Raw genomic sequence first — 22,438 nt, 5'->3', positions numbered from 1 at the left:
TAAGTTTTCATGAGCAGTTATATATATAATTGCATACAATAATTTTTTTATTAAAAACTAAACTATGAAAATTTTAAAAGTATCTACAAAAAGTCCGAAAGACTTACAAAATGACATCAATGATAAAATTATCGATAATGAGATTCGATCTTGGGAAGTTGATGATTCAGGGAAGATAATCTCTCACAAAGGAGAGCAATATGCAAATCATTTTTATTTTGAATACAACATTGATGATCCCAAAGGAATTTTAGAATTTCATTTTCATTCAAGTGGAACAAGCGATTTTGCAGATTCGAGAGCGTTTCAGCTATTGGAAAGAATGTTGGAGTCGCATTTTGCAGGTAGGATTGAGATTTTGAATTAATATAAAATAACTGTTCATAGAGAATTAATAAAAATATGAGATATTTTATTGGGGGATATACTTGGAATAAACAAAGCCAGTTTGATAGATTTGTAGATAATGGGATTTGGGAAAATGGATATGAAGAAGATAAATATTCCGAATTGTTTTCTGAGATTTCTATTGGTGATTACTTTGCTTTAAAGTCAACATATGTGCGAGGAAGAAAACCAGATGCAAAAAGCTACTTAAGAATTAGTCAGATAGGTATAGTTACTGAGATATTATCTAAGTCATCAATTAAAATTGATTGGATAACTAATGAAGAATTTGATCTAACTGATATTAAATGGTATGCAAATACGCTCGAAGAAATATCTTTTGAAGGAGATATAAACAGAATATTCTCTCAAACAAAATATATGAGTAAAATGAAAGAAAATATAGATCTATTGAATTATAAGAAGCAAATAATACTTCAAGGACCTCCAGGAACAGGAAAAACCCGAGAAGCAAAATTATTAGCAGAAGCTATCTCTTCTAAAAATGTACCCGAAAATATTTCTCATAAACATATTGGAGATATTATTTATGAAGGACTTACGTTGAAAACTAAAGAAAATTATTCATTCCAGATAAAAGAAGTTGATATTCTGATTAAAAGAATAATAATTATTCCCCAATCTGCCCCCGTTAATGAATATCCAGTAACTTTTGATCAAATATTAAAATGTTATGAAAGCAAAGGCTGGAACGATAAAATATCCCAATGGAACCAAAACGGTAATGCTTCTTATCTAGTAAGTATTAGTAAACATATATATGACTTTCTGTTAGAAAAAAATAAAGATACAGTAAAAACTGTACAGTTTCATCCAAGCTATACTTATGAAGATTTTGTAAGAGGAATTGTTGCCAAACCAAATGATGATGGTGAAGGCATTACCTACGAAGCAGAGAATAAAACTTTGGGTAAATTTGCTGAAGATGCTATAAAAAATTTAGAAGGTTTACAAAAATCTTCACTTAATATTTATGATGAAGAAGTTTTCGAGCAATTCAGGCTTTCTATAATTTTAAAAATCGCAGAAGATGAAAAATTTGAACTGACAAATAATATCTATATCTCAGAAGTAGATGAAAAAAAATTCAAATATAAAGGTGATAATTGGAAAAGACATCCAAAAGGTCTAAATATTCGTTTTTCTGAACTTAAAAAAGTCATTGAGAGTAATCCTGAAATTAGAAAGAATATTGTAAAGAATACTTCACTAAAATCGTTAACAAAAAGCCACGCAACATATTTTTTTGAATTGTATACAAAATATAAGGAATTTTATGAAGCACATAAAAATGATTTGATCATTAATGAAGGTGAAAAAAAATATGTTTTAATCATCGACGAAATCAACCGAGCAAATCTCTCATCTGTTTTAGGAGAGCTTATCTATGCTTTAGAATATCGTGATGAAGAAGTAGAATCAATGTATGAAGTGGATGGTTCTCAAAAGTTAGTTCTTCCCAAAAATCTATTGATTATCGGGACAATGAACACTGCAGACCGAAGTGTAGGACATATTGATTACGCTATAAGAAGAAGGTTCGCTTTTGTAGATGTTTTACCAAAAGACTTAACTGCAGAAATGAAGGATGGTGAGTTTTATACCGATTTATTTTTAGCCGTAAAAGCACTCTTTACAACGGATGACTATATAACAAAATCAGATTTTATTTCTCATGAATTTGAGCCAAAAGACGTTGCATTAGGACACTCTTATTTTATTGATAAAACAGCAGAAGGGGGAGATAATAAAACAAGATGGAATTATGAAATTAAGCCGATTCTTTTAGAATACATAAGAGACGGTGTATTGAAAAATAATGCTGCAGAACAAATCGAGAAGATTGAAAGTGATTTTAATTTGAAAATTTAAGTGGATGGGCTTCAAATTACAAGAACATAAAACTGCAACGGTATTTTTAAGTGAAGAAGAAAATGCCGTTGATAGTATGTTTTCTGAACAGGATTATACAATAAATGTATCTTTTGAAACTTTTAATTTTATTAAAACTAAAACGCCTAGAAATTTCAAGAGAGAAAGAAATAAAGATTATAATTGTTATCAGCTTAAAAAAGATGATAACAAAATTCTATTGGAGTCCAATTATTATGTCGGCATCGACTGGATTTGTGAAGAGAAAAAAAGATATGTTCACGTAGAACCCAAGCTGAATTGTTTCGTGATAGAATCTTTTGAAAAAGTAACTGAATTGGAAAATGAGAATATATCGCAGGAGAACATAAATAAAATTGATACTGAAGCAAAAAAACACGCTGAAAATAATAATCCTCTCAAAGAAAAAGAAGTAGATGTAATTGGAATGCTTTTGCAGATTATGTCTCACGCAGAAATCTCTGAATATACAAATAATCTGCTCCTAATAGATTGGGATGCTCAGGAAATTCCGGTTACCCAGAAACAGGATTTATTAACTCCTTTCCTTATTGCTAAATTCTTAAATATTTTACAGGCGATCACTAAAAAGGGTTTGAAAAAGTCCTATTATAAAGTTCAGGAGAATTTAAGAAACAGAGTAAAAGGAAAAATATTAGTAGGTCGGCAAATCAAACAAAATATTTTTAAAAATCGTTTTACCAATACCGTATGCGAATATCAGGTTTTCGGTGAAGATTCTTTAGAAAACCGTTTCTTAAAGAAAGTATTTACTTTTTGTATTAATTATGTAGAAAACCATAAGTATTATTTTAAAGAAAAAAAAGATATTTCCTGGCTTATCAACTATATTCGTCCCGCATTTGAACATCTTGGTTCAGAGGTTAATTTACAAGAGATAAAGCATTACAAGCATAATCCTTTTTTTAAAGAATATAAAGAAGCTCTCACCATAGGACAACAGATCTTAAAAAGATTTTCTTACAATATTACTAAAACTACAGAGGAAAAAATCTCAACACCACCGTTTTGGATCGATATGCCAAAAATGTTTGAGTTGTATGTATTTGCAAAATTATTGAAGGATAACCCTCATTTAAAAAAGAAAGATCTGAATTATCAATTTTCAACTTATGGTAATTCACTGGACTTTTTAATAAATTCTGGTGAAAAGAAGATGGTTGTAGATGCTAAATATAAATTGCATTATAATTATAGTCAGATTCATGAAGATATAAGGCAGGTTTCTGGGTATGCAAGGTTAAAAAAAGTTCGACAAGAATTGGGAGTTAATGATATTAATGAAGAAATTCCTTGTTTAATCATATATCCAAAAACTATTGACAATAAAAACGATGAAGCACTATTATTAGATAATCTGTTAAATGACGAAATAAAAGCTTATAATAAAATTTATAAAATAGGAATTACCCTGCCAATAATTTAAAATTTACATCAATTCAAAAACTCAGAAGTATTAATCCTCACACAATATTCACTCCCAAGATACCTCGGATCACCATGCTTCTCAGACCAGAATCCATCCAAAACATCCTTGCCAATGCAACGATATACAGCTACGCCTTTGTAAATACGACGGTCATCTCCTTCGTAATTAAAGTTAATGACTAAGATCTCGTCTTTATAAAACCCTGTACCGTTCTGTTCATGGTCACCAAGAATCCATTGAGCGATAATGCGGTTGTTTTCATCGAGAGACAAAGTTAATATTCCATGATAAGAGATGTGGTCGGTTTCCTCCTGATTGTTGCCCTGAACAGAATAGCTGCCCACTAATTCCTGTACTGTCATTGATTTGTTATTAAGAATTACAAATTTAAAGATTCTTGTTTTACCATTGTTTTTTTGTTTTAGATTTGCTTATGTTTTACCTATTAGCAATACTTAATCTTATTACTTTCATTATTTTTGGTGCAGACAAAAGAAAATCAATAAAACACCAAAGACGAATTTCTGAAAATACTTTGTTGGGATTTTCCTTCCTGGGTGGAACAATCGGAGCCATATTGGGAATGCTCATCTTCAGGCACAAGATTTCAAAGATATCTTTCTTGTTGAAATTCGGATTGATTGTAGTGATTCAGGTCGTGCTGATTTACTTTTTTCAAAAATATTTTTAAGATTACTAATTAAAAATTTAATCTTTTATTCTGTTTTTTTTATTTGGATATCAGGATAATTCATTCAATGTAAAGGAGTAAGAAGGGCTTTTCTTTTAACTTCTTCATTATGAAATTATTAATTAATAAAACTTGTTGCTGATTATTTCATTAAAAATCACTAATTTTGCACCCGTAAAAATCTTTTATGCAAAACATTAGAAATATTGCGATTATCGCACACGTTGACCACGGGAAGACTACTTTGGTTGACAAGATCATCCACGCTACCAATATTTTCAGAGAAAATCAGGAGAGTGGGGAATTAATTATGGATAACAATGACCTTGAAAGAGAAAGAGGAATCACGATCTTATCCAAGAATATTTCTGTTACTTATAAAGACGTTAAAATTAACGTAATCGATACTCCCGGTCACGCCGATTTTGGTGGGGAAGTAGAGAGAGTTTTAAAAATGGCTGATGGCGTTATTTTGTTGGTAGATGCGTTTGAAGGACCAATGCCACAGACAAGATTCGTACTTCAGAAAGCTTTGGAATTAGGATTAAGACCATTGGTGGTTATCAATAAAGTTGATAAGCCAAACTGTCGTCCTGACGAAGTTCATGATCAGGTATTTGATTTATTCTTCAACCTGGAGGCTACTGAAGAGCAGTTGGATTTCCCAACGTTCTACGGTTCATCCAAACAAGGTTGGTTTAACACTTCATTAGAGCAGACAGACAATATTTTCCCATTATTAGATGGTATCTTACAATATGTTCCTGAACCTAAAGTTGAAGAAGGAAACTTACAGATGCAGATCGTTTCTTTAGACTTTTCTTCTTTCTTAGGAAGAATTGCTATCGGAAAAGTAATCAGAGGAGAGATCAAAGAATCTCAATGGATCGGTCTTGCTCAGGCAGACGGTAAAGTATTGAAAGGAAAAGTAAAAGAGCTTTATGTTTTCGAAGGGTTAGGAAAGAAAAAAGTTACAGAAGTAAAAGCAGGAGATATCTGTGCTGTTGTAGGTTTTGATGCATTCCAGATCGGAGATTCATTCGTAGATCTTGAAAATCCTGAACCATTACCAAGAACCGCTATTGATGAGCCTACATTGAACATGACGTTCTCGATCAACAATTCACCTTTCTTCGGAAAAGACGGTAAGTATGTAACTTCTAACCACCTGAAAGAAAGATTAACAAAAGAATTAGAGAAAAACTTAGCATTAAGAGTTGAGCAGACTGATGATGCCAACACTTTCCTGGTATTCGGTAGAGGTATTCTTCACTTGTCAGTTTTAATTGAAACAATGAGAAGAGAAGGGTACGAAATGACAATTGGTCAGCCACAGGTTATCCTGAGAGAAATCGACGGAGAAAAATGTGAACCTTACGAATCTTTGGTTGTTGATGTTCCTGAAGAATATGCTTCAAGAGTAATCGACTTAGCGACTCAGAGAAAAGGTGACCTTCACATTATGGAAACTAAAGGTGAAATGCAGCACATGGAATTCGAAATTCCTTCAAGAGGTTTGATCGGATTGCGTTCTCAGATGTTGACAGCTACTGCAGGTGAAGCTATTATGGCACACCGTTTCACAGAATACAAGCCTTTCAAAGGGGCTATTCCTGGAAGAAGTAACGGGGTATTGATCAGCAAAACTCAAGGTCCTGCTACAGAATATTCTATTGCTAAATTACAGGATAGAGGTAAGTTCTATGTTGATCCGGGTGAGGAGATCTACGCAGGGATGGTTATCGGTGAGCAGAACAAGCCGGGTGACTTAGTTGTAAATATCGTTGAAGCAAAACAGTTGAACAACATGAGAGCTTCTGGGAAAGATAAAGATACAGGTGTTGCACCAAAAATCTTATTCTCTCTTGAAGAATGTATGGAATATATCCAGGGTGATGAAGCAATCGAGGTAACTCCAAACTTCATCCGTATGAGAAAGAAAATCCTTTCTGAAGAAGAAAGAAAAAGAATGGAAAGAGGAGCAAAAGCGTAATCTCAAATTCTTAAATATATTGAAAGCCTCGATTTTCGGGGCTTTTTTGTTTTACATTTTCGCATTAGGATGATTCAATAGGAGCGGACTTTAGTCCGCTTTCAATATTCGAATTAATAAATTGGCTTTAGCCAAAACTTACTATGTGAGTAATAAAAGTTCTGTTTACATAAGAAATGAATTTTTGCTGGAAAATCGCAAAGGTGCAAAGATTTTTAACCTTTATATTGTTTTAAAAATTCAGGAACACTTCGACAGGCTCAGTGTGACAAAAGATTTTCAGTAAGTTTGTGTTGTAAAATTTTATCGCAGATAAATCCTTGCGCCTTAAAACAAGAGTTTTAACTATACTTTTGCGCCTTTGCGATTTAAAACTATCAAATAAAAGTTTAAACAAGTTAAAATTAAAAAATACATTTTATTATTGTAATTTTTAAAATCAAAAAAATAATTTAATGTAGTTTTGCAGACTATGAAAATGAATAAACTAAAGCTGGTATTTTTATTTGGAATTTTTACATCTTTTACTTCCTGTTCTGTTCAGAATAATGCGGTAAAAGCAACAAGTCCGACAAAAAATACAACAAAGCCGAACAATAATATATCAATTCCAAAAGAACCGATTGCCAATACAAAACCTGTAACAACTCCTCCGGGAGATGAGGTGTTCAGAACCAATCTCCCTGACATCAACAGAGAATTTCGCGGAGCGTGGATTGCAAGTGTGGCGAATATCAACTGGCCTTCAAGAAATAATTTAACAGTAGATCAGCAAAAAGCGGAAGCCATCAATATGTTGGATATACTGAAAGATAACAACTTCAATGCAGTAATTTTTCAGGTTCGCCCTTCTGCAGATGCTTTGTATACCAGTAATGTCGAACCGTGGTCATACTTTCTGACAGGTGAAACAGGAAAAGCTCCTTATCCGAACTACGATCCTTTACAATTCTGGATCGATGAAGCTCACAAAAGAGGATTGGAACTTCATGTCTGGTTAAACCCTTATCGTGCGCATCATACGAACGGTGGTTCTCCGAATAGCTTGTCAATGGCGAATAAGCTTTCCGATATTGTCGTAAGGTTAAAAAACGGAATGTATTGGTTTGATCCCGCAGATCCGAAAACACAGGGTCACGTTTCCAATGTGGTAAAAGATATTGTAAAAAGATATGATATTGATGCCGTTCATTTTGACGATTATTTTTATCCGTATGCAACATATAACAAAGGTGCAGATTTCCCGGACAATGCAACCTGGAGCGCTTATGTAAGCAGTGGGGGAACTTTATCCAGAGCAGACTGGAGAAGAGATAATGTAAACAAATTTGTAGAAAGAATTTATAAAGAAATTCATGCCGAGAAAAACTATGTAAGATTCGGAATCAGCCCGTTTGGAATCTGGAAGCCTGGCTATCCTGAAGGAATTGTTGGTTCTTCGCAATACGACGAGTTGTATGCAGATGCTAAATTATGGCTGAATAAAGGCTGGGTAGATTATTTCTCACCCCAATTATACTGGCCGATCGAATCAAAAGGACAGCCTTTTGAAGCACTATTGAACTGGTGGAAAACCGAAAATACATTGAATCGCCATCTTTGGCCGGGATTGAATACGGTTGAAATTAAAACTTCAGACCGTCCGACGGAAATTAAAAATCAGATTGAGATCTCAAGACAGGTTTTAGGAAAAGATGCGGGAGAAATTCACTGGAGTATTGCAGGTTTAACAAAAAATACGAGCATGCTTCCAACATTAAAAAACGGACCCTACAAAGAAAAAGCACTGGTTCCGAAATCACCTTGGCTAAAAACTGTTCCGTTGCAGACTCCAACATTATTTATTAATGATAACGGAAGTTTTGTACAGACGAGCTGGAGCAATAAAAATATAAAAGATGTTTTCCAATGGGTACTTTTTACCCAATACAACGGAGTTTGGGAAACGGAAATACTGACTCTGGATCAGCTTTCAAAAGACATTCCTAAATATAAAGACGGTAAAACGTTGAATGCAGTTGCCATTAAAGCCATTGACAGATTAGGAAACGAAAGTGACTATATGGCGAAGAAAATAAAGTAATTTTAATAAAATATACTAAAAATGAAAACTCAGCGATCTTGATTGATTGCTGAGTTTTTAATGATGAACCTGTTTCAGCTTTTATTTTTGATAGCTGGAAACCAGAAAGGTGCAAAGTATAATTAAAACTCCTGTTTTAAAGCACAAGGACTTTACCTTACCGTTTTATCGTAAAATATTTAATGAAATCTTTTGTCACACTGAGCCTGTCGAAGTGTTCTTAAGTTTAAAAGCTGTATAATATAAAAACTTTGTGCCTTTGCAGTTTCCAACAAAAAAGAGCTGTAAACTTCAACAAAAGGTTAAACAGGTTTGATATTGACTATTTCCAAATTATAAATATTATGGAAGAATTATTTAATATAGTAAATTTGCCGCTACATAACCAGATTGAGCTAATAGTTAATGATATGAATGATTTTTTAATAGGTATCGGGAGCTTTTTTTGATATCCATTATTATGAATTTTATTTAAAAATAATCACATGAATTTTTCGATTTTCTATCTTTGCTTTTGAAAAAACATTATTCCGTAAGCTATGATTCGCATTTTTATGCTCGTTTTTATCGTTTTATTTTTATTCGGTAATGGGCAAGAACCTTCTTATCCTGAGATCGACAGCGCCTTATCCAAAGACAACTACAGCCTTCGGGTAAAAGGAAAATTTGATGATGCAATTGCACTCAATAAAAAGCTGATTCGAAAATCGGAGACGCTGAACTATACAAAAGGAATAGCTTGGGGATATATCAACATTGGTAATATTTTATGTACGCGTAATAATTATGAAGAAAGCTTAAAATATCTCGGTCTTGCAGAAGCAGAGCTGAAAAAGATCAATGAAGATTATTTGAAGACCTTATTATATGCCGAATATGGAAGAGAGTACAACGCACTGGCATTATTTCAACTATCCAATGAAAATTATGATAAAGCCATTATTCTGAATAAAAATGTCATCAATAAAAGCAGAAGAGATAAGCTATTTCATTATATATATGCCAGTAAGGTGAAAAATTTCGAAGCTTTTAATCAATCCGATTCTATATATGCGAATCTGCAAAAAGCCTATCATATTATTCCTGCACCTATTACCGCTGCCAATATTGCCAATTATTATTTAGAAAGGAAAAAGAATGCTGATTCCGCGGCTTATTATCTGGCGGCTGCTACACATACTTTGGAAACAAAAACTTTTCCTTTATTTGATAAAATGGTTGTTTATATGAATTATGGGGAATTTTATACTGTTCAAAAACAATATGACAAAGCATTGGATGCTTATTTTAAAGCTATTGATATTTCAAAGAAAATAAAAAGGGTGCATGATACTCGCAGCTTATATCATTCGATTGCCGATGCCTACAACGCTATGAATGATGAGAAAAAAGCCAAAGAATACCTTTATAAATATACTTATCTGAATGACAGCCTGAGCCAAGTCGAAAAAGATGCTGTGAATATTTCTGTAGATAAATTTATAAAAGACAAAAATCAGGAAAAAGAAATGTTGAAAACAGATACCTATTATGTACTTGGGTTTATCATTTTTTTTGTTTTAGTATTGATTATAGCTGGTTGCATTTTTTATAAAAAGAAGAAAAAAGAGAAAGAAGTCTTATTGCAAATCAAACAGGAAACCATCGAGAGAGGAGAAGTTGAAAACAAAGAACTGAAACAAAAAGTAAACACTGCTTTTGATGAAGTCATACAATTAGCCAAGCAAAATGATCCCGCTTTTTTGGCTCGTTTCCAGGAGGTTTATCCTGAAGTTTATTACAAGCTGATAGAATTAAATCCGAAGCTAGTAAATACAGAACTTATTCTATGTGCTATGATTTGGTTAAACTTTTCTTCTAAAGATATTGCCCAATATATTTTTGTTCAACCCAAAACAGTACAGGTGAAAAAACAACGTTTACGAAAGAAACTGGGTATCCCTCTTAATGAAGATATTTATTTGTTTTTAAAAAAAATATAATCTAATGATAAGGTTTGAGATAATTTAACATTATTGGCTGTGTTATTTTAGTGTACTGTAAATCAGTCATATAAATTTGGTGTAGTACATCTGTATCCCCTTGTTTTTGTGTTTGTTTGATTTAATAATGACACATTTGCAGAGAACTTCAAAGGGAAAAAGAATAATACTTAAAAACCAATTATGAGAAAACACATTTTATCAATTATTTTTATTTCATCTACATTATTTACAACAGCAAAAGCGCAGGTAGGTATCAATACGGCAACACCCACATCTACTTTGGATGTGACGGCAAAAAATACAACCGGAACGACAACCAATGTAGATGGACTTTTAGTACCAAGAGTAGACCGCCAAAGAGCACAAAGTATGACAGGTGTTCCTACGTCTACACTTATTTATGTAAATAGTATTTCAACAGGTACACTTTCTGGTACAGCAGTAAATATAGATGCTTTGGGATATTACTATTACAATGGCTCAGTCTGGACAAAACTTAATACCGATCTTTCTGCATGGAAATTAACTGGAAATACGGCAACGAATCCGGGAACAAATGCGATAGGTTTAGCGACAGATGGTAACTTTATTGGTACGACTGATACTCAGAATCTTGTACTGGGTACCGGAAGCATTAAACGTTTTATCATAGACAATAATAGCAATGCCTTTGGAGGAGCCAATGGCTCTGCTGTAGCTATTGCTACCAATAACGGTGGCAATAATCGAAACTTTATTTGGGGAAATAATAGTAAAATAGCTGATCCTACGAATTTAGGGAATGCAAACTCAAATGTTATTTTTGGTGCAAATAATATAATAAATGCTGGTGGTCTCGGTTTTGGCAGTACAAATATTGTAACTGGCGGTAGCAATACGGTATCATCCTCTTCAAGTGCTGTATTTGGAGGCTCTAATACAGTGACTGGGGGATTATATAATATGGTATCAGGTCAAAGTAATACATTGGCTTCTGGAGGTTCTGTTATTTTTGGTATAGGGAATAATGGATCAGGTAATATTTCAGCAGCTATTGGACAGGGATTAAAAACGCCATCATCAAATGAATTTAATACTGGCCGTTTCAATACTTTTACAACGGGTGATGCATTAAACTGGATAGCAACTGATCCATTGGTACAGGTAGGAGCAGGTACTAATGATGCTACCCGACAAAATGCACTAACTATTCTTAAAAACGGGAATACCGCCATTGGATTCCATACTACTGCCCCTGCTTCTACTTTAGATGTTAGGGGTAATGCAAGGGTATCTACCAGAACAGGTACTGCCAATACCATCCTTGGAGTGGATACTGCAACCGGACAATTAACAGACGTAACACTGGGAACAGGACTTTCTTTAAGCAGTGGGACTTTAAATGCAACAGCTACCTCAGTGGCAACAGCAGAGGTGGCTTCAACCAGTGGAGCAACTTTTAATGTGAATAATTTGGGTTATACAACAGTAACGGGTACCCCTCAGAGTATTGTTATTCCTACAGGAGGCAAAGCATTATTTATTAATTTTATGTTAGGAATTGATTATACAAGCACACCCACTGGAGGAGGGGCATCTTTTTACGAGGCCAGATTATTTATTGACAATGTTGCTACCAATGTTTTTTTAAGAACTCAGGAACCAACAACACAGGCACAAACACAATATACACTTAGTTCTGTCAAATTTTTATCGGAAGGTTCTCATGATATTGATGTCAGAATGATAAGAAGCGGAGGAGCTACTACTTCCGGACAGAATATGACATGTAATCCTATTTCCATGTCTTTTAATGCTTCTTATCTTAATTAATAATCGTCTTTAATGCTATATAAAGAAATCCATATAGGTAAGCTTATCATGGAGCTGGTTGAAGAAAAGCAGATGAGTATGGAGAGGATATGCAATTTTTTGAGCTGCACCGAAGATTTTGTTGAAGAAATATACCGGAACGAATCAATAAACACAAATGTATTACTAAGATTGTGCAAGATCTTAGAGTATGATTTTTTCCGGTTATATTCTGCCCACCTGATCTTATATTCCCCACCTGCCAGAGTTGGGGGCAGAAAAATTATAACTTCTGATAAGCTGCCTTATTTTCGTAAAAGTATTTATACCCAGGAGATTAAAGATTTTATCATAAGAAGAATCCGTTCGGAAGAGATAAGTCCGGATGATGTTATTAAACGCTATGCTATTCCCAAAACCACGCTGTATAGGTGGTTAAAAAAGCATGAATAGTTTTAAGAAATAAACCAATCGTTATGCCACCCAACTATACCCAGATTTACCGGGATATGATACAGATAGATTTTCCGGATAAATTACAAGACCCTCAAATAATTAATCTTTTGCAAAACCTTAGCACCACGGAAAACGTACTGAGTTTAAATAAAAAACTCTTTACACAGTCTGATGAAAGTTTAAGGAAGAATCAAAAACTGAAATCATATGATGATTATAGTAAGCTAAAAATTTTAAAGTATCAAAAGAAGCACGGCTTTTCTATTACTTATATGTCAAAAAAGTATAATATAAGCAGAACGACACTCTCTAAATGGAAAAAGCTCTTTGAATATAAGCTTGTAAAGTAAACTATCTTTAAGCTTCAGACGGGGCTGATATGAGATATTTTTATGTCAATTTTATTTTAGAATAACTATAAATTATTAGATTAAAATGAAGTAATTCAGGATATTATAAAGTATTTTTTAATAAGTAATTAAAAATAAAATCTTATCGGAATCATTTTTGCATAATTACTTCCATAATCACCAAAAATATTTTTATTATGAATACTAACAGACTTTCCCCGACGATAGAAAAGGCATTGAGCGATCAAATGAACAAAGAAATTCACGCATCACACGTTTTTTTATCTTATGGAATCTGGGCAGATGATAAAGGATATCAGGGAATTGCCAATTTTCTTTACAGACATGCTCAGGAAGAAAGAAATCATTCGATTAAATTCATGGAATATGTCTTAAACAGAGGAGGAAAACCCAAAGTTGATGCAATTCCTGCTCCTCCTGCAGATCCGGAATCTTTAACGGATTGTTTTGAAGGAGTTTTCAAGCATGAAGTAGATAATACAACGGCAATTTACAGAATCGTAGATTTGTCTTTGGAAGAAAAAGACTGGGCAACATGGAATTTTATGCAATGGTTTGTTCAGGAACAGATTGAAGAAGAAACATTAGCTTCTAATCTTATCGACAAGTTAAAAATCGCAGGTGGCGACAGAGCTACGGATGAATCTCTGTTTACTTTAGATAAAACATTACAAAATGCACCAAATGGTGTTCCTTTGGCTCAGGAAGCTACAGGAGATAATCCATAAAACCCAATCGGTGAATTTAAATTATTGAAAATCTGTCAAATATTTGGCAGATTTTTTTATTATGAAACTCTCCCTAAAATCACTATCTTTGCACGCTTAAAGTTCAAGGTTCTGAATTTAAAATTTAAAACAGAATTTGTCTAAACCTTGAATACTAAACCTTAAACTTAGAATTTTACAATATGAAATGTGGAATCGTAGGCTTACCGAATGTAGGTAAATCAACTCTTTTTAACTGTCTGAGCAATGCAAAAGCTCAATCGGCAAACTATCCTTTCTGTACAATCGAACCAAACCTGGGAACAGTTTCTGTACCGGATCAAAGATTATTCGAATTGGAAAAAATAGTAAAACCGGAGAGAGTTTTACCGGCTGTTGTGGAGATTGTAGATATCGCAGGTCTTGTAAAAGGTGCAAGTAAAGGAGAAGGTTTAGGAAATCAGTTTTTGGCAAATATCCGTGAGTGTGAAGCAATTATTCACGTTTTAAGATGTTTTGACAATGGAAATATCATTCACGTTGAAGGTTCTGTAGATCCGATGAGAGATAAAGAAATTATCGATATCGAACTTCAGTTGAAAGACCTTGAAACAGTTGGAAAAGCTGTTGAAAAGGCTAAAAAATTCATCAAATCTGGAAAAAAAGATGATATTCAGACTTACGAAACACTTAAAAATCTTGAGAAATTTATCGAAGACGGTAAAAATGCAAGAGAGTTTCCGATGGATGATTTTGCAAAATCAGTGATTTCAGATGTTCAGCTTTTAACAAATAAGCCTGTTCTATACGTTTGTAATGTTGATGAAAATTCAATTAAAAACGGAAACGACTGGATCGCTAAAATCGAAGAAATGGCTAAAAATGAAGGTGCTGAAGTAGTAGTTTTAGCAGCCCAGATTGAAGCGGATATCAACGAATTAGAGACTTTTGAAGAAAGAGAGATTTTCCTTGAAGAGCTTGGTCTTACAGAACCTGGAGTCAACCGTTTAATCAGAAAAGCATACGATTTACTGAAGCTTCAGACGTATTTCACGGCGGGAGTAAAAGAAGTAAGAGCCTGGACGATCGGGCAGGGTTGGACTGCTCCTCAAGCTGCCGGAGTAATTCACACAGATTTTGAAAAAGGATTCATTCGTGCTGAGGTTATCAAGTACGATGATTATATGACGTACGGCTCTGAAATAAAAATAAAAGAAGCCGGAAAACTTTCTGTGGAAGGTAAAGAATATATTGTTCAGGATGGTGACATCATGCACTTTAGATTCAACGTATAAGAAAATATTAAAGTTAGTTATAATTGAAAAACGCTTCCAATGTATTTTGGGAGCGTTTTTTGCAGTTTTTGGGAGTGTTGTGTATTAATCAATTAAGGAAGCTCAGGTCTGCATTGTAATTGTGCACAACCCATTGAGACGATTCTGCATCCGCCGGTTCTGGGATCAATACAGTCCATCAAACCGCCTGTGATTGCTCTCAATTCTTTTTTGTTTAGCTTTTTGCCTTTTTGTGCATTTTGATTTTTCATAATTATTGATTTTTAATGAGTTAGTAAAACTAAGTTAAGAAAATTAATATAAATAAATCACTTTTATTGGATAAATTTATTTAGCTGCCCAAATAATTTATCTTTTGAAACACAGATCAATTATTTCGTACATTTGATTTTTGCAAACAGTATATTATGGAAAAAATCGTTCGTACTTCACTCGAAGATTTCTATCAGGAAATGACCGAAAAGCTTGGGACTGATCTTGAAAGTATCTTTCCAAAGGGTCTTCATAAAGATATTGGTCACTTTAATGTGTTTGATATTGCCCAAACTATTGAGAGAGCAAGAGCAACTTCCGAAATGCCCTATAATAGAAGGAAATATTACAAAATCAGTTTGATAAGAGGAAGAAACAGGGCAGAATATGCAGATAAAATTATTCAGATTAAGAATAATGCTTTATTATTTGCAACACCAAAGGTTCCTTATCACTGGGTTCCTGAAGATCCGGATCAGTCGGGAAGTTTCTGTGTTTTTACCGAAGATTTTTTTATTAAAGATAAATCTCACAGCACACTTGAAGATCTGCCGATTTTCCAGCCGGGAAATATTCCTTTGTTTGAGATTGATGATGAATTGGCGAACGAAATAGAAGAATTGTTTAACAAGATTAAAAAAGAAATTAATTCCGATTATATTTTTAAATATGATTTAATCAGAAATTATGTACTGGAATTAATTCATTACGGACAAAAACTACAGCCTGCTTCAAAATTATCTACTTCGAATGATGCTTCATTACGAGTAGTTTCTTTGTTTATCGAATTATTGGAAAGGCAGTTTCCTATTGAATCTTCGGATCAGAGATTACAGCTGAAAACGGCTAAAGATTATGCAGACCGATTAGCGGTTCATGTGAATTATTTAAATAAAAAACTGAAAGAAAGCACAGGAAAAACAACAACCGAAATCATTGCAGAAAGAATCATTCAGGAAGCCAAAATATTATTAAAACAAACAAAATGGAATGTATCGGAAATTGCTTATGCCTTAGGATTTGAAGAGATTGCGCATTTCTCCAACTTCTTTAAAAAGAAAACTTCATTGGCTCCTTTAGAATTTCGTTCGTGATTTGAATTTTGCAAATTTCAGTTTGATTGAAGCAAACACTTGCCTAAAAAAAAGGCTGAACTTTGTCCCATCAAAAAGAATAAAAAAAGAATAAAAAAAATGGAAACAAGAACAAAAATCGTATTAGTAACTGGCGGAAGCCGCGGATTAGGAAGAAATTCTGCTATTAAAATCGCTCAAAAAGGTCTTGATGTTATCATCACATACAGAAGCAATAAGGAAGAAGCAGATAAAGTAGTTGAAGAAATTCAGGCTTTGGGAAGAAAAGCAATTGCTTATCAATTGGATACGAAGGATCTTAAAAGTTTTGATGCTTTTATAAAGCAAGTTGGAGATCATCTGGAAGAAAATACAGGAAGCCGAAATATTGATTACTTAGTGAATAACGCCGGAACATCTTTGCATTCATCAATTACGGAAGTAACGGAAGAACAGTTGGATGATGTTGTGGATATACATTTTAAAGGAGTATTTTTCTTAACTCAGAAATTTTTGCCGTTTATTAATGAAAATGGAGGAATCATAAATATCTCTTCAGGATTGGCGAGATTTGCAACGCCGGGATATGCTATTTATGGTTCTGTCAAAGCAGGAATTGAAATGTTGACGAAATATATGGCGAAAGAATTAGGCTCAAGAAAAATCAAAGTTAATGTGGTTGCTCCGGGTGCGATTGAAACGGATTTTGGAGGCGGAGTTGTGAGAGACATTAAGGAAGTAAATGATATGATTGCAGGTGCTACAGCTTTAGGAAGAGTAGGAGTTCCAGACGATATTGGCGGAGTAGTGGCATTTTTATGCACTGAAGATGCAAGATGGATCAACGGACAGAGAATTGAAGCTTCAGGCGGAATGTTTTTATAAAAAATATTTTGATTTGAAATTTAGGTTTTAAAAAGAAAGAAATAAAAAAGCAGTAGAATTTCTACTGCTTTTCTTTTATAATTTGGACAGGTTTTCAATTGCTTTTTCCAAAGTTTCCTGTTTTTTTGCAAAACACAGACGGATCACATTTTCATTTAGTTTATTTTTATAAAAAGAAGAAAACGGAACACTTGCGACTTTATGGGTAATCGTCAATTCACTTGCGAAATCAAAATCGCTTTTATCAGAAATTTTATCATATTTCAAAGCCTGAAAATAAGTTCCTTCACAATCTAATAATTCAAAAGAAGTATTGGCTAAACCTTCTCTTAAAAAATCTCTCTTTTCCTGAAAAAATTGATTTAAATAATTGTAATGATCCGGATTTTTCATGTATTCTGCCAAAGCAAGCTGAATCGGAGTATTCACAGAAAAAACATTGAACTGATGTATTTTTCTGAATTCGTCCGTCAAAATTTTCGGAGCGGCGCAATATCCGATTTTCCAGCCTGTCACGTGGAATAATTTCCCGAAAGAGGCAACCAAAAGACTTCTTTGTTTTAATTCAGGATATTTACAGATACTTAAATGCTGTTTTCCATCAAAAACAATATTTTCATAGACTTCATCACTTAAAATAAGAATCGAAGTTCCTTCTACAATCTTAATTAATTCCTGAATATCATTTTCCTTCAGGATCTTTCCGGAAGGGTTATTCGGATTGTTTAGAATAATCATTTTGGTTTTATCTGAAACCAGATTTTTCACGACATCCCAGTCAATTTCATAATCTGGAGCTTTCATTTCAAAACGTTTTACAATTCCACCGAAAAGCTCTACGGTAGGTTCGTAGCAATCATAAGCCGGTTCGAAAATAATCACTTCATCATCTTTTTTTACGAAAGTTGCGATCGCTGTAAAAATAGCCTGAGTTCCGCCTGCAGTAACAGTAATTTCGGAATCCGGATGATAAACAGCTTGATGAGAATTTTCAATTTTTTTTGCTATTTCTTCCTTTAAACCAATCATTCCTCCCATCGGAGCATATTGATTAAAACCTTTTTTGATGAAATTGTCAACCAGATCCAAGAGTTCAGAATCCGGCATAAAATCCGGGAACCCCTGTGAAAGATTAATGGCTTCATTTTCATTGGCAAGCTGCGTCATCTGACTGAAAATAGTCGTTCCTACATTGGAAAGTTTCGATAAAGGAAGTTGTATCATTAAAGCGAATTTTTTACTTACACCGAATTTAATTTATTTTTTCAAATTTGAGGCTAAAAAATATGATATTAAAGCGATAACTTTTAATTATTTAAAAATATGCAACAATCAACTCATTCATAAATAAAAAGACTGCCTTAAAAAAGACAGCCTTTCCTTTGAATTTTATATCAACCACTTACTTTGAAATCAAAAGTTTCTGGGAAGAAGTTTTGTTTTCAGATTTTATTTCAACCATATAAGTTCCCTGAATTAGTTTTTCTGTATTAATCTTAATACTTTGACGTCCGTTTTCAACTGTTTCAGATTTTTCGATGATGGCTTTTCCGGACATATCACTGATTTTTACAGAGACATTTCCTTTTTTAGCAAGATTCATCTGTACATCCACATAGTTTTTAGCAGGATTTGGAACCAAGGTATAATCTTTCACATCATTCGGAGTTCCGATTTCGGCTCTTGCAATGGCTGCAATCTCTTTAAGAGGGGATGTTAAATTTGTGTTACCTGCAGTTTTACCCACCTGGAAAGGTTTTGGAATACAGATTTCTACACAAGTCGTACATTTTGGTTTGTCGCCTTCATACTGAGTCACACAAACTTTGTAAGATCCGGGACTCGTATACGTGTGAGAAGTCATCACGTCACTCACTGTTCCATCGCCCCAATCTACTTTGTATAAACTTGGTGAATTTGTGCTTTCAAGGAAGATCTGAGCAATTGTAAAGTTTCCTGAAGTACTTGTTGTTGTCTGGATTTTGAAGTTTGAATTACATTCATTACAGCCTTCACACGGTTTTACGCAAATGTTATCAAAATAAACAATTTCCTGTTGTGTTGATGTCATATCAGGAGAGATACCGATTACTTGTGTATTCATGATAATATTATCAAAAACCGCTGCATTTACAGGGCTCATTGTCCATGCTCCGTCAGAATTACTCGGAAGAACACCGCCACTTGAAAGCTGGATCGGAGCTTTCACGCGCACCCAGCCGCTTCCAGGAGTTACTGTAATATTTGCTACGAAAGTTGCACTGTTTGTGCCATCAGAAATGGTAATGTTTGGATGATAAGGCATTCCGTAACCACTGTCATTTTCAAGATAGAAATCAAAATAGATACATTGTCCTAAAAAGAATTTCCCGAGATATTGATAATCTTTCCAGTTTTGATACCACGACCCACCGGAAAGATCTTTGAGAATAAGATATTGTGATCCGTCCAGAGCATTGGGAGAACCAACTCCTACACTTACATTTCCGTTTGGAGCAGGAGCAGGAGCCCAGTTGCCATAAGGATTGGAAGGATCATTGAAATCTGAACAAGGCGGGGTGTTTTGTGCGAACATAAAACTTCCCAGTAAAAGATACAAGGCTAAAAAATACATTCTTACCATGATGAAACATTGATTTTATAAATCAAAAACCAACAAAAACTTTAAGAATTAATACTCATTTAATTTGATTTTGGTTTTCACCGTTTTTAGTTTGTACTAAGTTTTCTTCAGGTTATTTTTTTATTTTGTTACATAAAAGTATCAGTAAATACAATATCACACTAAGGTGACTAAGCAAGTGTGCTTATATTTTGATTAAGTGTTCATATTCTGTTAATAAATGTTAAATAAAAAGACTGTCCGAAGACAGTCCTGTGCATTTAATAAAATTTATTAGAGAGATAATGCTGTTAGTTCTGGATCAGCATTTTTTTTGAATCAATATTTTTCCCGTCAACAGTAAGGTTGTAAACATAAGAACCTCCCTGAATTCCGGAAATATTGATGCTTCCGTTTCCTTTTTCTTTCAGATCGATTGTTTTAATTAACTGCCCTGAAATATTGTAAATCCCGATGGAAGCTGTTCTACTATTATCTGGAAGGAAATATTTGATTGTAGTTTCACCTCTTCCCGGATTTGGAACGTTCTGATACAATTTTGGATCATTTGAAGTTGAGCTAAGATCAACGCTCATTTTATTCTGTTTTAGTAAATCTTTAAGCTCTTTAATTTCATTTTTAAGCTCATCGATCTGAAGCTGAAGATCTGCATCATTCTGATTTGCCTGCCTTGTAATAATACTTGTTGCAACCATTACATTTCCGTCATTATCAACTACCAAGGCTCTTCCTGATCCGCTTGGAAGTCCCTGAAGACGAACAGTTCCAACAGTATGGAAATTGGCGGTCGGAGCATTGGTTCTTACTCCAACTGACTGATCTACAATAAGCATGGTAGAAGTAGGAGACATTCCGAACATGATAGAACGCGGAATACTGTTGGTTAATTTTGTGCCGCCTGTTCCGGACCCGATAACGAAAGATCGATCGCCTGTTGCAGCAAGATCAACCCCGAAACCTCCGGAATAAAAATTAGTTAAATCAATTCCAACCCCGATCGCAAACTGATTGGCATTTCTAATGACATTTTTCCATCCCAAAGCCACTGATTTTCCTGCATTGTTTAATACAACGTTGTCTTGTCCAGCGATAAGGTTTGCGCCTCCACCGGCAGCCAGATTATTTCCCCAGCCACTTACAATTGAACTTCCTGCATTTGCGCCAAGATTATTGCTTGCACCTACAGCAATACTTCCTTTGGTTTTTACGATATTAGTATTGTTATCTCCGTCAACGATAAAGCTTCCGAACTCATTAAGAATGGCCTGTCCCGGAATCGCGGCGGCTCCGTTTGTTCTCAGATAAAATGCAGTCGCACCGGTAGTTCCGGCGTAGCTTGCTGTCGTAGTTCCTGCATTTCCTGTAGTTAACCATTGTGCGTTCATCATTCCGGTTGAGAAAATCATTGCTGTTGCGATAAGGTTTTTCGCGTTAAATAGACTTTTTTTCATAATGATAATATAATGTTTGATTGTTTTCCAAAAGTATCAAAGCATTAAACGTAAGCCTATCATAAGTGATTAACTGTAATTGAAAAATGAGCAGATGTTGATATTTTTCAATTATGTGTGAATTATTAAGCTATTTTGTGTAAGAATTCATTTTTTCTACGAATAGAAACGTCCAGAACAGAATTGTCTGCCATTACAACCTGCCCGCCTTTTCCTTTAATGTATTCTTTTAAATGTTCAAGATTAATTAAATGTTTATGATGGATCCTGAAGAAATTATATTCGGAAAGGTTTTTTTCAAAATCATACAATGTCTTGGAAACCATTACTTTGGTTTTGTCTAATAAATAAATGAATGTGTAGTTTGAATCTGCTTCACAGCGAATAATTTCATCGATATTTACTCTTTTAAAACCCTGAAGAGTAGGAAGGTTGATTTTATTCTGGATAGAATTATTAAGAATTAGAGTTTTATTTTTTTTAAAATTTTCAATCACTTTATTGACAGTGAGAACAAAATCTATATTTTTTACAGGTTTTAATAAATAATCTGTAATTCCTTTTTTAATAGCTTGAATTGCAGATTGTTCGGAATCGGTAATGAAAATGATTGGTGAGGGATTTTGCCTGAATTTGGATAAAATTTTAACCGCTGTTTCATCTATTAACTGAATATCGACGAATAAAATATCCGGGGAATTTTTGCTTAGGTAGTCGGAAGCGTATTGAATGCTGTTGGTCTGAAAATCGATTTCAAATTCAGGAAATTCATTTTTCAGAAGTTGGGAAATAGACTCGCCGTCATCTTGGGCATCGATGATGCAGGCATGTAAATGATTTTTCATGGTGTTAGTTTGGTTTGGTTTTTAATTTATAGTTAGTTGCGTTTAATCATGTTTAATCTATTTTTATTGTTTTGGAGGGAAGAGATTAAGTATTTAATTAATTTGTTTAATAAATGTCAAAAAATACTAAAATCCTGTTATTCACATACTATTGAATAATGTAAATATAGAGTTTCATTAATAACT

At 33.8% G+C, this 22,438-nt stretch carries 19 protein-coding genes; 13 read left to right on the top strand and 6 right to left on the bottom strand.

The window, feature by feature from the left end; translation table 11 throughout:
* Positions 1 to 64: 64 nt before the first annotated feature.
* From ABD745_RS21195 to ABD745_RS21185, 3 genes are read left to right on the top strand one after another with little or no spacing between them, the layout of a single operon-like run.
* Complete coding sequence (locus ABD745_RS21195; protein ID WP_344834918.1) at positions 65 to 367, top strand: hypothetical protein; 303 nt, start codon at positions 65 to 67, stop codon at positions 365 to 367.
* Between the two features lie 35 nt (positions 368 to 402).
* Complete coding sequence (locus ABD745_RS21190) at positions 403 to 2,280, top strand: AAA family ATPase (RefSeq protein WP_344834916.1); 1,878 nt, start codon at positions 403 to 405, stop codon at positions 2,278 to 2,280.
* A 4-nt stretch (positions 2,281 to 2,284) separates the two neighbouring features.
* The gene (locus ABD745_RS21185) at positions 2,285 to 3,748 is read left to right on the top strand and encodes a 5-methylcytosine restriction system specificity protein McrC (protein WP_344834913.1); all 1,464 of its coding nucleotides are present in this window, start codon (positions 2,285 to 2,287) and stop codon (positions 3,746 to 3,748) included.
* A gap of 8 nt (positions 3,749 to 3,756) precedes the next feature.
* Here the strand turns inward: ABD745_RS21185 and ABD745_RS21180 are convergent, their stop codons facing one another.
* Positions 3,757 to 4,113, bottom strand: coding sequence for a hypothetical protein (locus tag ABD745_RS21180; protein ID WP_344834910.1), 357 nt, complete (start codon positions 4,111 to 4,113; stop codon positions 3,757 to 3,759).
* A gap of 71 nt (positions 4,114 to 4,184) precedes the next feature.
* On the opposite strand from ABD745_RS21180, the gene ABD745_RS21175 reads away from it, so the two are divergent.
* The 8 genes from ABD745_RS21175 to ychF all read left to right on the top strand — a co-directional run bounded on the left by ABD745_RS21175 (position 4,185) and on the right by ychF (position 15,123).
* The gene (locus tag ABD745_RS21175; RefSeq protein ID WP_344834909.1) at positions 4,185 to 4,442 is read left to right on the top strand and encodes a DUF1294 domain-containing protein; all 258 of its coding nucleotides are present in this window, start codon (positions 4,185 to 4,187) and stop codon (positions 4,440 to 4,442) included.
* Between the two features lie 187 nt (positions 4,443 to 4,629).
* The gene (gene typA, locus ABD745_RS21170) at positions 4,630 to 6,435 is read left to right on the top strand and encodes a translational GTPase TypA (protein ID WP_344834907.1); all 1,806 of its coding nucleotides are present in this window, start codon (positions 4,630 to 4,632) and stop codon (positions 6,433 to 6,435) included.
* A gap of 472 nt (positions 6,436 to 6,907) precedes the next feature.
* Positions 6,908 to 8,518, top strand: a complete 1,611-nt coding sequence (locus ABD745_RS21165; RefSeq protein WP_425549815.1) for a glycoside hydrolase family 10-like protein — start codon at positions 6,908 to 6,910, stop codon at positions 8,516 to 8,518.
* A 539-nt stretch (positions 8,519 to 9,057) separates the two neighbouring features.
* The gene (locus ABD745_RS21160) at positions 9,058 to 10,500 is read left to right on the top strand and encodes a tetratricopeptide repeat protein (RefSeq protein ID WP_344834903.1); all 1,443 of its coding nucleotides are present in this window, start codon (positions 9,058 to 9,060) and stop codon (positions 10,498 to 10,500) included.
* Between the two features lie 183 nt (positions 10,501 to 10,683).
* Positions 10,684 to 12,315 carry a beta strand repeat-containing protein gene (locus ABD745_RS21155; protein ID WP_344834901.1) on the top strand — a complete coding sequence of 544 codons (1,632 nt, stop codon included), beginning with the start codon at positions 10,684 to 10,686 and terminating at the stop codon, positions 12,313 to 12,315.
* A gap of 488 nt (positions 12,316 to 12,803) precedes the next feature.
* On the top strand, positions 12,804 to 13,100 hold the full coding sequence (locus ABD745_RS21150) for a helix-turn-helix domain-containing protein (RefSeq protein WP_344834899.1): 297 nt from the start codon (positions 12,804 to 12,806) through the stop codon (positions 13,098 to 13,100).
* 197 nt (positions 13,101 to 13,297) lie between these two features.
* The gene (locus tag ABD745_RS21145; RefSeq protein WP_344834896.1) at positions 13,298 to 13,849 is read left to right on the top strand and encodes a ferritin; all 552 of its coding nucleotides are present in this window, start codon (positions 13,298 to 13,300) and stop codon (positions 13,847 to 13,849) included.
* 182 nt (positions 13,850 to 14,031) lie between these two features.
* Positions 14,032 to 15,123 carry a redox-regulated ATPase YchF gene (gene ychF, locus ABD745_RS21140; protein ID WP_344834893.1) on the top strand — a complete coding sequence of 364 codons (1,092 nt, stop codon included), beginning with the start codon at positions 14,032 to 14,034 and terminating at the stop codon, positions 15,121 to 15,123.
* Positions 15,124 to 15,215: 92 nt separating this feature from the next.
* Here ychF and ABD745_RS21135 read toward each other — a convergent pair whose 3' ends face one another.
* Positions 15,216 to 15,374, bottom strand: coding sequence for a bacteriocin (locus ABD745_RS21135; RefSeq protein WP_344834890.1), 159 nt, complete (start codon positions 15,372 to 15,374; stop codon positions 15,216 to 15,218).
* A gap of 156 nt (positions 15,375 to 15,530) precedes the next feature.
* Between ABD745_RS21135 and ABD745_RS21130 the strand changes: the two genes are divergently transcribed.
* Positions 15,531 to 16,469 (top strand): helix-turn-helix domain-containing protein, encoded by a 939-nt coding sequence (locus ABD745_RS21130; RefSeq protein WP_344834888.1) that lies wholly within the window; start codon positions 15,531 to 15,533, stop codon positions 16,467 to 16,469.
* A gap of 99 nt (positions 16,470 to 16,568) precedes the next feature.
* Positions 16,569 to 17,333, top strand: a complete 765-nt coding sequence (locus tag ABD745_RS21125) for an SDR family NAD(P)-dependent oxidoreductase (RefSeq protein WP_344834885.1) — start codon at positions 16,569 to 16,571, stop codon at positions 17,331 to 17,333.
* 75 nt (positions 17,334 to 17,408) lie between these two features.
* On the opposite strand, the gene ABD745_RS21120 is transcribed toward ABD745_RS21125, so the two are convergent.
* From ABD745_RS21120 to ABD745_RS21105, 4 genes are all read right to left on the bottom strand, one after another.
* Positions 17,409 to 18,557 (bottom strand): methionine aminotransferase, encoded by a 1,149-nt coding sequence (locus ABD745_RS21120; RefSeq protein ID WP_344834882.1) that lies wholly within the window; start codon positions 18,555 to 18,557, stop codon positions 17,409 to 17,411.
* Between the two features lie 178 nt (positions 18,558 to 18,735).
* Positions 18,736 to 19,956, bottom strand: a complete 1,221-nt coding sequence (locus ABD745_RS21115; protein WP_344834879.1) for a T9SS type A sorting domain-containing protein — start codon at positions 19,954 to 19,956, stop codon at positions 18,736 to 18,738.
* 290 nt (positions 19,957 to 20,246) lie between these two features.
* The gene (locus tag ABD745_RS21110) at positions 20,247 to 21,407 is read right to left on the bottom strand and encodes a T9SS type A sorting domain-containing protein (RefSeq protein ID WP_344834877.1); all 1,161 of its coding nucleotides are present in this window, start codon (positions 21,405 to 21,407) and stop codon (positions 20,247 to 20,249) included.
* 125 nt (positions 21,408 to 21,532) lie between these two features.
* Entirely contained in the window at positions 21,533 to 22,252 is a 720-nt protein-coding gene (locus ABD745_RS21105) for a LytR/AlgR family response regulator transcription factor (RefSeq protein WP_344834875.1), read from the bottom strand.
* Positions 22,253 to 22,438 lie beyond the last annotated feature (186 nt).

The sequence above is a fragment of the Chryseobacterium ginsenosidimutans genome (assembly GCF_039536845.1).
Lineage (GTDB): Bacteria > Bacteroidota > Bacteroidia > Flavobacteriales > Weeksellaceae > Chryseobacterium > Chryseobacterium ginsenosidimutans_B.
The sequence above is the reverse complement of the archived record's forward strand: the minus strand, read 5'-3'. Positions and strand labels throughout refer to the sequence as shown.